A 13590-nucleotide genomic window follows, 5' to 3' on the forward strand; every position below is an offset into this window, starting at 1 on the left:
GGAGTGCCCCTTTATTTTGACGACTTAACGTATCCTTTAAAATCCAAGGGATACGCTCTGATATAGTTTGCAATATACACACGTTTACATTGTAAACAAGATCTTGTTCACCAAACTGATACATCAAAGTAGCATTTTGTTATACATTTTTTTAAGCACAAAATAAGCACTTTCTCGCGTTTGCTCTATATCCAACCAAAGCAAAGAAACGTTTCTTTACAAATTGATGTTTTTTCACGCCAAACCACTGCTTTCAACCGTTTATTTCTCCCCCACACATCTCTTTTTCACTTATCCACAATGTTATCTATAAGTACTTAAACCGAGCTTTGTTATGCTATCGCCTTGTCTAATAAGGCTTAATACAAGAATCATAAAAAAGGGATTTTTTTAGCGACCATTTCAATACAAGAGCAATCGAAATTTTTAATAAAATGTCAATATTGATCTACCCCGAATTTTCCCGTATCTTGTGTTCAATTAATTTTTAAACCACTAGGTCTTGTGTTTAAACCTCAAACACTGTGGCATAAAAATTGCCCAGTTCAAATGGTCCATAGACATAAAAATAGATGACAAAATGGAGCTATGCTAGCATGAGCGTATCAAATTCAACCCCTGGTCAAATTCAGGTGATTAAACGCACTGGAGATGTTGCCAGCTTTGACGCAGAAAAAATCTCTGTTGCTATTGGTAAAGCATTTTTAGCTGTTGAGGGTCAACAAAGTGCTGACTCAAGCCGCATCCACGATCGTATTTCACAACTTACCGAGATGGTATTAAATACATTTACGCGTCGCTTACCTTCTGGCGGTACAATCCACATCGAAGAAATCCAAGACCAAGTTGAACTTGCGCTAATGCGTACAGGTGAACAGAAAGTTGCTCGCGCGTATGTCATCTACCGCGATCAACGTGCTGACGCACGTAAACAAGCAGGTGAAAACCATCACCCAACACTACAAATCACTGACGCCAATGGTCAGCTTCAACCGCTTGACATGCGTAAGCTTGAAGCAACAGTAACCAAAGCGGCTGAAGGTTTAGAAGGCATTAATGTTCAAGCGATCATCGACGAAACCATTAAAAACCTCTACAACGGTGTAAAAGCGTCTGACATCGCAACGACGATGATGATGGCTACACGTACACGTATCGAACAAGAACCAAACTATACCTATGTCACGGCTCGCTTACTGCGTGATGAATTGGTTGCAACAGGTTTAACGTTCCTTGGCTTGTCTGAAGACACAGCTGAAGGCGATGCTTTAGAAACCTTCCTGAAGAAAGGTATTGCATTAGACCTCCTTTCACCAGAGCTACTTAACTTTGACCTTGCAAAATTGGCAGCAGCGATTCAACCAGAACGTTCAAACCAATTTACTTACTTAGGTTTACAGACTTTATTTGATCGTTACTTCATCCACTCAGATGGCGTACGTTTCGAATTACCACAATTATTCTTCATGCGCGTTTCGATGGGTCTTTCACTCAACGAAGCAAATCGTGAAGAACGTGCAATCGAATTCTATAACTTACTCTCTAGCTTCGATTACATGGCATCTACGCCTACTCTGTTTAACTCAGGTACGCTACGTCCACAGTTGTCTAGCTGTTACTTGACTACGATTGATGATGACCTGTATGACATTTATGGCGCTATGCGTGATAACGCAATGCTATCTAAATGGGCAGGCGGTCTAGGTAATGACTGGACGCCAGTTCGTGCCTTGAACTCATATATCAAAGGTACAAACGGTAAGTCACAAGGTGTCGTTCCATTCCTTAAAGTGGCGAACGATACTGCTGTTGCGGTAAACCAAGGTGGTAAGCGTAAAGGTGCAGTCTGTGCATATCTTGAAACTTGGCACTTAGACATCGAAGAGTTCCTAGAGCTACGTAAAAACACCGGTGATGACCGTCGCCGTACGCATGACATGAACACAGCAAACTGGGTTCCTGACTTATTTATGCAACGTGTTTTTGAAGATGCAGAATGGACACTGTTCACGCCGTCTGAAACACCAGACCTACACGACTTAACAGGTGCAGAATTCGCTGAGCGTTATGCACACTATGAAGCAATTGCAAAAGAAACAAACATGTTGCACAAGAAAATCCGTGCAAAAGATTTGTGGCGCAAAATGCTGTCGATGTTGTTTGAAACTGGTCACCCGTGGATCACATTCAAAGACGTATGTAACTTACGTTCACCACAACAACACGTTGGTGTAGTTCACTCTTCTAACTTGTGTACAGAAATCACATTAAACACAAGCAAAGATGAAATCGCGGTATGTAACTTAGGTTCGATCAACCTTGTACAACACGTTCAAGGTGGTGTGTTAGACCGTGAAAAGCTTGCACGTACAGTAAAAACAGCGGTTCGTATGCTCGATAATGTAATCGACATTAACTACTATGCAGTTCCTCAAGCGAAAAACTCAAACTTGAAACACCGCCCAGTGGGTATGGGTATCATGGGCTTCCAAGATGCGCTATATGAAATGCAACTGGCTTATGGTTCTGATGCCGCAGTAGACTTTGCTGATGAGTCGATGGAAGTGATCAGCTACTATGCGATCCAAACATCAAGCGATCTCGCACTTGAGCGTGGCACTTACGAAACATTTAAAGGTTCACTATGGGATCAAGGGATTCTACCAATTGACTCACTTGACCTTGTTGCAAAATCACGCCCTGAGCGTATGTTTGAAGTTGACCGTACTCAACGTTTGGACTGGGACACTTTACGTGCCAAAGTTCAAAAAGATGGTATGCGTAACTCAAACGTGATGGCCATTGCACCGACTGCAACCATCTCAAACATTTGTGGTGTTTCTCAGTCGATTGAACCAACATTCCAAAACTTATATGTAAAATCTAACCTGTCAGGTGAGTTCACTGTGATCAACCCGTACCTCGTACGTGCGTTGAAAGACCGTGGTCTGTGGGATTCTGTGATGGTCAATGACCTGAAACACTTCGAGGGTTCAGTTCAGAAAATTTCGCGTATTCCTGAAGAGCTTAAAGCGATCTTCGCGACTGCGTTTGAAGTTGAGCCACGCTGGATTGTGGATGCTGCATCACGTCGTCAAAAATGGATTGACCAAGCACAATCTCTGAACCTTTACATCTCTGGTGCAAACGGTAAGAAACTTGACTTGACCTATAAAATGGCTTGGTTACGCGGTTTAAAAACGACGTATTACCTCCGTGCTTTAGGTGCAACATCTGCTGAAAAATCAACTATTAACACGGGTGCATTGAATGCAGTAAAACCTGCAACTGTAACGGCAGCGCCTGTTGCAGCAGTTGCTCAGGAAGTTAAACCAGAAGTGGTTGCTGAGGATGAAGGCTTCGGTCAAGCAGCTCCAGTGCCAATGGCATGTTCAATTGACAATCCAGACTGTGAGGCTTGTCAGTAGGGATGATATACTTTAAATAGTATATAATTTCCAATAATACCCTTTGTAAATCTTAATCTTAAGCTCTTTACAAGGGGTATATTTTTATATTTAATATTTTTAAGGATTGTGATAATTAAAAAACGTATACAATAATGATAAAACGTAGCATAAAGAACTTCATTGCAAGTGATGGTCAACCGATGGTTGTTCTTATTGATGAGAATGGAATGCCTCTATTTCATCCTAACGTTTATGCTTTGACGAAGTTTAGAACATTAGGTCGTCAAGTAAGTTCCACAGAAAAAAATCTTTACTGTATAGGCATGGCCCATTATTGGGCAGCGCTTAATAATATTGATTTAGAAAATACAATTTTAACTACAGATTTTTTAACTATCGAACAACTGCAAGATTTAGCTTTTTTTCTCAGATTAAAAAGAGCTAAGCAAGATGAGTTACTAGAACAAAAAATAAAATCACATACTTTAAATTCAAAGCAAATAGCAAAAAAAATTGAAAACATAATTTATATGAATTCTCAAGCCTCTACAGAAAACACTTCAACTTCTGCAGCAGAAGGCGCTTTCCGAATTAAAGCAATTTTTCATTATTTTAAATTTTTAATACATAGGTCAAAACACCGCTTTGTCAAAGAAAGGCGTGATGATGCTGAACAACGTCTAAACTACTTTTTTTCACTAGCACCCAGAGTTGGAAATACGGGTGATCAAGACATACTTGAAGGACTCAGCCAATCAGAGCAAGATACTATAATCGAAATGCTGAAACCCGATAATCCCAATAATCCATTTAGAAGTGAATTTCATCGGCATAGAAATCAATTGATTTATGAGATATTTTTAAGTACAGGCATGAGGCGTAGTGAACTCAAATTCTTAAAAATTGAGGATATAGATTTCAGAACACATCAAATCCATATTCGTGTTTCCAAAACAAAAGAACGTACAGTTAAGTGCTCATCAAATGCTTGCGAATATTTCCATCAATTCATAACTAGGCATTTAAATAAAGTCCCTTTTAAAAGAAGGCCGCATGGCTATCTATTTACGACTGAAACAGGTAAGCATTTATCCAATGATGCTATCAATTTAATATTTAGGACAATACAAAAACAAGTGAATATTTCAACACAAGTGACTCCTCATACAATGAGAAGAACATGGAATGACAATCTAAGTATGCTTATTGACAGTCTCCCTCTAGAACAAAGGCCAGAAAAAGAACTAGAAAAACAGATAAGAAATAGATTAATGGGTTGGAGCTCAATTTCGGAAATGAGCAACCTATATAGCAGACGTTCAATCAGAGAAAAAGCTGACGAATTAGGTGAACTACTCGCAAACTCAATTGGTCAAAATATAGGTGAAAATAATGCAAAATAATTTTAGCTTATCAAGTACAAAACCAAAGGTTAGACAGATCATCACACTAGATGCTCAGCAAGTTACTCTACCACTTTTTGAGAACTCTACAATTACAAATCATGATAATTTGAAATTTACACTAAACTTAAACATTTTCGATGATAGTAATCCTATACATATAGCACTAGCTAATTTAATTATTGATATGCTAACAACAAAGTCAATAACTTATGTGGCTGCCACCACAAGGGCAGTAAAAAAATGGTTTAATTCAAATATATCCCAAAAAAAATCTCTCGATATTAGTTGTTTAGACAGTCTAAATAATGTAAATCCTAGCTATCTGCCTTTTCTAATCCCACTCTTAAGAAAATTAAGCCTAATCCACAAAAACTTGGTAACAGAAGATCTGAAAGAGTTTTTTAAAAAAAATAATAGATGGGAAGAAGGAAACCCAGCCTATTTCAAATTAATTGTTAATGATCCCGAAAAAGGAGCCTTTACAACACAAGAACTGGAAAACCTACACGAAAGTTTAAACTTAGCTTTCAGTCAAAAAAAATTGAATATTTTTTCTTACACACTTGCTTGGTTTTTTATCGCAACAGGTGCAAGACCTGTCCAGCTTTCAAGATTAAAGTTTAACGATATAGATATCATTCAAAACGATGTAATGATCAAAATGCCATTAGCAAAAGGTGAAGGAATAATTAATCAAGGTTATTATTTAAGAAAAGCTCCAACAATCCTCGCCGATTGTCTTATTAAATATATTTCTCAATCCATTCATAAAAACACTGCCATCTCCCTATTTGGCTTAAATCCTTCAGAAATCGGCAATAAAATTCAAGCTATTTTTAAAAACTTAGAGACTTACTCTTCAAGGTTAGAGGGCAAAATTCCTGTTAATGCTTATCGTTTTAGATACACGCTTGCTACAAGAGCATTAGCTCATGGAGCTTCGGATCACGAGGTGGCACGATTACTTACTCACCGCTCCTTAAGTTGCATTCAGTATTATCGAGCTTCAATGCCTGAACTTCAAAAACCGATACAAGAAGCGTTAGCTGAAGAAATGAATTTTTTTGCTCAAGCATTTAAAGGAAAGCTCATTTCATCTCTTGATGATGCAAAATTCAAAGAGTCAGCCATAGCAGATTTCTTTCGTTTAGCTGGAAAAAACATCGGTTCCTGTGGTACTCAAGCCAAATGCTATCAAAATGCCCCAATTTCTTGTTTAACCTGCCGTTATTTTGAACCATTAATTGATGCTCCATGGGATAGCTTATTAGATTCATTACTAGAAGAACAAAATAAAGAGATGGAAACGAGAATAAAAGAAATTAGTGCCCAAGCTATTAAAGCAGTAAAAGAAATTATTTCACTTACCAAGGGGAGTAATAACTAATGCAATCAGTTTCAAACATTAATGAATCTAAAAAAATAGAAATAAAGAAAAATTTGAATGCATATATTTTAAAGTATCAAACTAATTTTATTTTTCCAAACAATCACTGGGATGATTGTATATGGGACATTACTGATTTTTTTAAAAACAAGAGGACAAATCATAAATTAAAAAGAGTATATTTTAGATCTTGTTTTGATGACTCTGAAAATAATTCGATAATTAAAACCCCTATTGCCAAACCACTCATAGACTATGTAAAAGCAACATTTTGTGAAATTATACAGGCAAAAAAATTACTAGAATATAAGCGAATTATTTACGCATCCCAAGCTTTAGAACATGCATTGCATAAGCAAAACCGGGAGATATGCGTTACTGAGATTAATATGGAGACTTTAGACTTAGCTGAAGCATACCTACTATCAAGATTCAAAGATGCTTGGAATGTTGCTAAGAATTTAGAGAATATTATTAATAATTTTATTATTGCAAAGCATCTAAATACAGAAATTTACCAATGGTCTACCCGTATCACTTACACCGCTCCGATAAGAAGTGACCGGACAAAAAAAGTAGATATTGAAGGAAGCAAATCTAAACTTCCTAATTTAGAAGAAATTGTAGCCCTCGCAGATATACACCATTCAAGTAATCACATCCCCGATAAAGTCGTTACATCTTTCGTTGCCATAGCTATGTTTGCACCTAGTAGAGCAACTGAAATCCTAACATTGCCTACAGCTTGTAAGACATTCGTTTCCCTAGGTGAACAAGAAATTATGGGACTACAATGGCATCCATTGAAAGGAGCTGATCCAATAACTAAATTTAGCATTAGTCCTGAATGGGATGAAATAGCCTCTAGTTCTATCGACTATTTAACAAATCTCGGAGCTTCTGCACGAGAAGCAGCGAAATGGTACAGTCAGAATCCTCAAAGTTTATTTCTACCACCGAATCTTAACCATCTAAGGAATCAACCTATTACACTTTGGGAGGTCGCACAAATATTAGGAAAAGAAAATTCAATAAGATCTTGTCACGCGTTTCGATACGGCTTTTCAAAGAGTATCGGAAAAACTAACGATCACGAACGAACTTTTGAAAAAAAAGCTTACTGGGTTAGCCTGTTTCGCTTTGAAGAGCTTGAAAAATTTATCATTTCAAAACTACCCAAAACCTTTCCGATATTAATTGGAGCGACTCAACAATTTTGGCATGATTCATTATTTGTATTACCTAAAAATATTCTAAGCCCTATTGCAGACTCTCTTCAAAATGTCCCTGAAGCCATTAGCTTAGACCAAATCAACAAACAACTAGGAAGCAACCCTGGCGGCAATACCATCTTCACAAGAAATCAAAAGTTCATAATTTCTCCTGATGGCAAACAGGATATGTATATCACCTCACATCAATTCAGGCACTTACTCAATACAATGGCTCAATTGAAAGCTCTACCACAAGAGTTAATTGCGTTTTGGTCAGGTAGAAAAAGTGCTAAACAAAATGATGTTTACAACCACCTCTCTCAAGAAGCTTATATTGAAGCTTTTACGAATCTAGAGGATAAGGGACAAAAAATTTCACCATTAGGCTATCTCGAAGAAAAAGTTAAAAAAATCTCCCTTCTGAGCCCAATCAGCTATGAAGAGGCCTTAAAAATTGAATTAGGTTCTATCCATATTACACAATACGGTATCTGTAGACATGATTACTCCCTCACCCCTTGTCCTAAAGATAAGGATTGTGGAAATTGTAGTGAGTTTTCAGTGATGAAAGGTAATGAACAACATACTAAAGAAGCTAAACATCAAGTACAGTTACTTTCGAAGGCACTTTTAGATGCAAAAGAAGCAGAAAAGAATGGTCATACAGGTGCAAGGAAATGGATTGAACTCAATGAACCTAAACTTGAACGTTGGAAGAAAATTAAAGCTTTTTTAGAAGATGAGTCCATCCCCAATTACACTATTTACACTTTAGCTGATCCAACAGAAAACCATCAAACTAAAGTTGGTTTAGCATTTTCAGAAAGAGAATTAAATTGTTAACTCCGCCCTTTTCATCTATTTAACCTAGGACAAAATATGGCAACTGCACCACGGCTGACTAAAGAAAGAATAGATATCGCACTCAAACTTTTAGATGGTTGGACTGGCAAACTAACATGGTCTCGCTTTTTAGCAATGCTTGAGGTAGATATTGGGCACAAATATACAAAAGCTGCACTATTAAGACATACGCAATTCAAAAATAGTTGGGATACAAGACGATGGGAAAATAATTCTGATACTCGCGAACATACTACGATTAACCATGGCTTAAAAACTTCTTTACAAAAAATTGAAAAACTAGAAGCCACAATTAAAAGATTAGAAAATGAAAATTGTCTACTCATTGAAAAGTTTGTGATTTGGTCTACCAATGCGTCAAATAAAGGGATAACAATGGAGGAATTAAATAAACCGATTCCGACAAATTCAACTAAAAACTTTCGTTGACCTATTAAAATAGAATATTGTTACTTTCTTTTAATCGTTACGAGTTTACAACCACATTATCTTAACACTCCAATTCATATAATGTTTGAAATTGAATGTTCTATAGATGTCCGTAATCCATTGAATAGTTGAACCTCATTAGATGTTTGAAGATAGTCCAATATATTTTCGCTGAAGGATTCTATGATAGCTTTGGGATTTCTGATTCTAAATTGATCACTTTCAGCCAATTTGATGAGATGAGTAAGTTCTGGGAATGTTTTGCTACCAGCCAGTTTGAGTGCCATCTGATTATCAATTGATTCATAGATCAGGGTATGCGTAATATCAAATGGTGGTGAGACAAAAATGTTCTTCATATCTGGGGAATATTGTAGAGCAAAATTTTTAAGATGCGCATCGCCATTGCCGATTAAGCAATTGAATACGATGTATTTATACATTTTTTCGACTTCAGCTGCGCTACCCGTATATAAATAAGTTGCTTTCAGCAGTGTTTCATAGCTACTCGCATATTTTGCACTTGGCTCATTTGACTTTTTCATGAGCGTTGTAAAGTCTTCATAGCCAAGTTTTGTACCATCACCAGACCTATCAAACCGTTCTACCACATAGGTTTCTAAATTTTCAGACAAATAGGTTTGTGGAGGTTCTAGTCCACAATGCTGTGCAGCCTGCATACAGACAAACTCATTGACTGTGAGTAATGGAAAATCAGAATCAAAGGACTTTACAATCAAATCCCTCTGTTGAACTGTGCTGTCCGATTGAACAGTATTCGAATTCGGAATGCTAACCTTGGGTTGCATCCCAGCCAATGAAGTCCTGAGATAGTATTTATCTAAGAGTTGTGGGAATAAGGGCTCAATGCTACGGTAGGATAAAATTTCACTTAAGCTTAAAGCTTCGGCTTCGGGCAAATTTAGCTCACTTTTATAAGAGAGCATTCCGATGCCTTGATCACCTTGCAATGCCAATAAATACATGTCATTGACCTTGGCATATCTGGTTAGCTTCTCAGTAATCAACCGCCGATTAAAGCCTTCTGGAAGATTCTGCACAAATATTGGATGGAGCGGGCCTGAAGAATAACCATCCATACCTTTCTGGGTCATGGTAAGTGACGCATGCTGTTTTTCTTGTGTTGGCTGATAATGGTGAACTGAACCATATGTCAAGATACCTAATTCAGTTTGATTGGCACACACCTTGATATTGCTGATTTTGGCAGGAAGATTACTCGAAATTTTCATTCATCCTCCTCAGCAAACATATCTTCAATCTCATCCCAATGAGGCAGCAAATGTCGCTTTGGGGTTACATCAAACTGCAAACCAACCGCATCAAGTACACGTTCAAAGATGTCAAAAGAACCCGTAAAACGTCCATTCTCGATCTCAGAGATTGTAGTTTTGTTGATTCGAATCAATTCGGATAGTTTTTGCTGTGTATAGCCAAGGGCTCTTCGCTCTATTTGAACTTTTTTCCCAATCTCTTTTCTACTTGCCATAGTAATTCAACTCAACATATTAGCTATATAACTAACACTCCATATTAAATATGTAAAGTTACCCATTTAGCTAATAAGTTAGCGTAAAACCAGAATTGACCCTATTAAACGACAAAAGATCTTTGTAAATTTATCCATTTCATCCACCCGAAAACCATGCAATTAAGCATGCATAATCAGGATAAGATTGATTGGCATAAGCTGCTAAAGTAATTCACAAACATATAGTTAAATCAGTTTTATTATGAGCAAAGAATGGAAAAATAAAAAATATTGAAACTAACAACGCCTACTATTATCAGAAATAAGCAAGAGGTTTTTTAAGAGGTAATTTCATCAATTTCAACGATCTTGTAGGTCTTTAATAAACCGTAGAACTTCTAACTTCTGCTCATTACTTAAAGTATGACTAACTTGTATTATTTCAGCTAATAAATCGTTTTCTACATAAAAATATGCTGTTGGTAAATCTAAAATTTGAGCAATCTTCGAAGCCATTAAGAAATCAGGAACATGTTTTCCACGTTCATACTGATTCATACGTGCACTAGCAGAAGACTCATCAATTCCAGCCAAGATCCCCAAGCGCTCTTGTGAAAGTTTTCTTGCTTTGCGTGCTATGCGAAGTCGTAAGGCAAAAACATTTAAATTATGTGATGGCATTAAACATAAGAACCCACTTTAAAACTAAGATTTTCTTAGTTTCAACTTGAGTTATTACTAAGGATTCCTTAGTATTGTGCAATCAAGAAGTCTACATTGTATTGCCCGATGGTAACTTTTGAACAAACTTGTCAGATCTGCGTTGATCTCAGGTGCCTATTTTTGAACCTCTACCAATTGTTAAAGTTATGATTCTATATACAGTTCAACACTAAGGTCATCAACTCTCTTTTGCTTTAATTGTGCTTATCCATGTCAAAATATACTCTACCTTTTTACAGTGATTTTTTTCACATTTTACTGAATCATGAAATCATCGAATGGCGAGCGAATGACTTTATAAAGGCTATTTTTAATGATAGACAATTTGTTCAACCCTCTGAAAAGCAAAGTATTTATAGAGGATTAAATATACTAGTAAAATGCAATTTTCTTTTAACAGTGAGAGATGAGGATAACCGTAATATTTTTAGATACAGCGAATCCTCTTATTTAAAATCCTATCGAAATGTTGAGAAAGTAAAAAAGGTCAAAGAAGCATTAATTGAGGAACAAAAGAATTTGGAAAATGTACTCGAACGACGTAAAACTGAGAAAGTTTTCATTAAAAATATCATTAGTAAAAACCCAGATCTTCAAAGTTTTTTCGATAAGTATGAAGATGTTATCTCCAAAGAGTTGAGTGAATTAGAAAATAAGAATAGTTTTATATTGAATATTTTCAATGATATCGAGAGCCATCAACTTGAATCCATATAGAAAGTAATACTCAATGTATTAACTTCATTCACTATCGAATCCTTGGCGACAATTGAAATTTCCCCAATACAAATAGAGCCTAATGGCTCTATTTGTATTGTATGACAAACTAAAGCAAAATCTTTAACAATTGCCTTAGCTTGCACATATTTTATTCAGTTTATTAATAATCTATAAGTTCAAATAATAGTGCGGATAAAAACCAAATTCATTGCTAAGAATCATACTATAATACAATGATAGTGAATTTTTCATTTTGAAAAAATCTATCAATCCACACTATCTTTTGCCAAACTTTCATAATGTGATTCCGTTAACTCTGATGTCAACATATCATCTAAGAAAATTTTGATGATAATATTTTTAGAAACCTTTGTATCTAATAAAATTTTTGTATCATCATCATTAAAACGTATTTTTCCCTTTACGGAAGGAAAGTTCTTACAGAAAGTTAAAATCTTTTCGCTAGGTATATTTTTTTTAATTACTGGAGAGTCAGCTGAAATTCGACTTAACTTACGAGCAAAACTCATATCATCTACCAACTCTTCGAAAGCTACAGCATTTGCCAACCACTCAACTTTTGAAATTACCTCACAAGCTTGAGTCGCCTTCTCTTTAGTAACTTGCTGAAATTTAGCATTTTTCTCAATAAATGGAATATCTAAGACGAATGTCTTCTCATTAGTTCTAACCATTTGGAAAGAAGGACTAATAGTAAGTAATTGGTCCGTAAATTTTTCCATTATATTTGAGTTAAAAACGACAGCGAATCTTGATTTTTTCATGATCTCTAATGGATATATATGCTTATATATAAGCAACTGTTTTTCTTGAGTTCCAATATCAATCAAAAATGCTTTTAAGTGTTCAATCTCTTTTGAAGGATTGAATACTTCAAAGTCCCCATCTGTTTTATCCAAGCTAGAAATTAAATCAAATGGAGCACCTAGCTCAACATCTACTTCACAAATAACATTTCTTCTTTCATCACAATCGCTCAGTTGCTTTAATACTACATCGTCATTAAAAATATTAGAGGATCTTAGGGATGTTTCAAATAATTTTTTGATATCATCCTGTAAAGATGCAGCAATATCAACTTTCTTAATTATGTAGGTATCTTCTTTTAAAATTACTGCGTACAAACAAGCTACTGCACCTACATCACACAGAATCTCATTTACTTCAACTTCTAATTCATTCCTATTCATTTAAAACTTTTCCAAAATAAACATTATCATCAAGTTTAATATATGTAACATTTGAACCTTCTTTAATTTTATTAAGGCTCAAGACGATGACCGACTTCCGATCATTACTTCTAAAATCAGCTTCTACACGATAAATAGAAAATCCCATTAAAGCTAATGAAGGGTTAGCATAAAACATATTTGTTTTTATGTACATAACCCCTATTACAACCAGTAGAATAGAGAAAACCAGCTTAAATTTATCACTAGAGAAATTAAATCCCATTAATGGAACAATATAAGTAGCTAAAAAAGTAAGATGCTCAAAGCTAATATTTTCTACTTTAATTACTTTAAAAGGTATATTGGTTGAACCTTTTAATCTATGTCTAAACTCAAACCAGAAAAAAACACCAATACATAAAAATATAAATATTACTATTGGAAACCAATTGGTTTTAAATAAGACTTTATAACCAATAAATTTACAAGCTTTATGAAAGCAAAAAGGTATATCTATAGTTATTATTAATATAAAAATAAAAAGAATAATTAAAGAAATTAAATAAAGTTTTAGCTTATTCATTTTCTTCACCAAACAAGCCATAATTATTAAATACACCTAAAATAACATATAATCAGCTTAATTCACAATAGTGTAAAACAATGAAATTATTATATTTATTGTTCTAAATCACAGCATCAAATGTATTTTAAAAAATATTACTTTTGAGAGGTCTGAATAATCAAACATC

11 protein-coding genes are annotated in these 13590 nt (G+C 35.3%); 6 read left to right on the top strand and 5 right to left on the bottom strand.

Annotated elements, in window-relative coordinates; all coding sequences use genetic code 11:
* Window positions 1-596 precede the first annotated feature (596 nt).
* The 5 genes from DPG01_RS14395 to DPG01_RS14415 all read left to right on the top strand — a co-directional run bounded on the left by DPG01_RS14395 (window position 597) and on the right by DPG01_RS14415 (window position 8710).
* Window positions 597-3428 (top strand): ribonucleoside-diphosphate reductase subunit alpha, encoded by a 2832-nt coding sequence (locus DPG01_RS14395; RefSeq protein WP_086208157.1) that lies wholly within the window; start codon window positions 597-599, stop codon window positions 3426-3428.
* 134 nt (window positions 3429-3562) lie between these two features.
* On the top strand, window positions 3563-4813 hold the full coding sequence (locus DPG01_RS14400; protein ID WP_110975560.1) for a tyrosine-type recombinase/integrase: 1251 nt from the start codon (window positions 3563-3565) through the stop codon (window positions 4811-4813).
* Window positions 4803-6203, top strand: a complete 1401-nt coding sequence (locus tag DPG01_RS14405; protein WP_110975561.1) for a site-specific integrase — start codon at window positions 4803-4805, stop codon at window positions 6201-6203. The genes DPG01_RS14400 and DPG01_RS14405 overlap by 11 nt, the downstream gene beginning before the upstream one ends.
* Entirely contained in the window at window positions 6203-8260 is a 2058-nt protein-coding gene (locus DPG01_RS14410; protein ID WP_110975562.1) for a hypothetical protein, read from the top strand. Before DPG01_RS14405 ends, DPG01_RS14410 begins: the two co-directional genes overlap by 1 nt.
* 36 nt (window positions 8261-8296) lie before the next feature.
* On the top strand, window positions 8297-8710 hold the full coding sequence (locus tag DPG01_RS14415) for a hypothetical protein (RefSeq protein ID WP_110975563.1): 414 nt from the start codon (window positions 8297-8299) through the stop codon (window positions 8708-8710).
* A 74-nt stretch (window positions 8711-8784) separates the two neighbouring features.
* On the opposite strand, the gene DPG01_RS14420 is transcribed toward DPG01_RS14415, so the two are convergent.
* From DPG01_RS14420 to DPG01_RS14430, 3 genes are all read right to left on the bottom strand, one after another.
* On the bottom strand, window positions 8785-9963 hold the full coding sequence (locus DPG01_RS14420) for a type II toxin-antitoxin system HipA family toxin (RefSeq protein WP_110975564.1): 1179 nt from the start codon (window positions 9961-9963) through the stop codon (window positions 8785-8787).
* Window positions 9960-10220 carry a helix-turn-helix domain-containing protein gene (locus tag DPG01_RS14425; RefSeq protein ID WP_110975565.1) on the bottom strand — a complete coding sequence of 87 codons (261 nt, stop codon included), beginning with the start codon at window positions 10218-10220 and terminating at the stop codon, window positions 9960-9962. Before DPG01_RS14425 ends, DPG01_RS14420 begins: the two co-directional genes overlap by 4 nt.
* Window positions 10221-10562: 342 nt before the next feature.
* Window positions 10563-10883: a helix-turn-helix domain-containing protein gene (locus DPG01_RS14430; RefSeq protein WP_110975566.1), complete on the bottom strand. Its 321-nt coding sequence runs from the start codon at window positions 10881-10883 to the stop codon at window positions 10563-10565.
* 252 nt (window positions 10884-11135) lie between these two features.
* On the opposite strand from DPG01_RS14430, the gene DPG01_RS14435 reads away from it, so the two are divergent.
* A complete protein-coding gene (locus DPG01_RS14435; protein WP_110975567.1) occupies window positions 11136-11642 on the top strand; it encodes a hypothetical protein in 507 nt (168 codons plus the stop codon).
* A 269-nt stretch (window positions 11643-11911) separates the two neighbouring features.
* Here the strand turns inward: DPG01_RS14435 and kwaB are convergent, their stop codons facing one another.
* Both kwaB and kwaA read right to left on the bottom strand, forming a co-directional pair.
* A complete protein-coding gene (gene kwaB, locus DPG01_RS14440; protein WP_110975568.1) occupies window positions 11912-12856 on the bottom strand; it encodes an anti-phage protein KwaB in 945 nt (314 codons plus the stop codon).
* Window positions 12849-13421, bottom strand: a complete 573-nt coding sequence (gene kwaA / locus DPG01_RS14445) for an anti-phage protein KwaA (protein ID WP_110975569.1) — start codon at window positions 13419-13421, stop codon at window positions 12849-12851. Before kwaA ends, kwaB begins: the two co-directional genes overlap by 8 nt.
* Window positions 13422-13590: the final 169 nt, after the last annotated feature.

The sequence above is a fragment of the Acinetobacter sp. WCHAc060042 genome, from assembly GCF_003231195.1.
In the GTDB taxonomy this organism is placed as follows: domain Bacteria; phylum Pseudomonadota; class Gammaproteobacteria; order Pseudomonadales; family Moraxellaceae; genus Acinetobacter.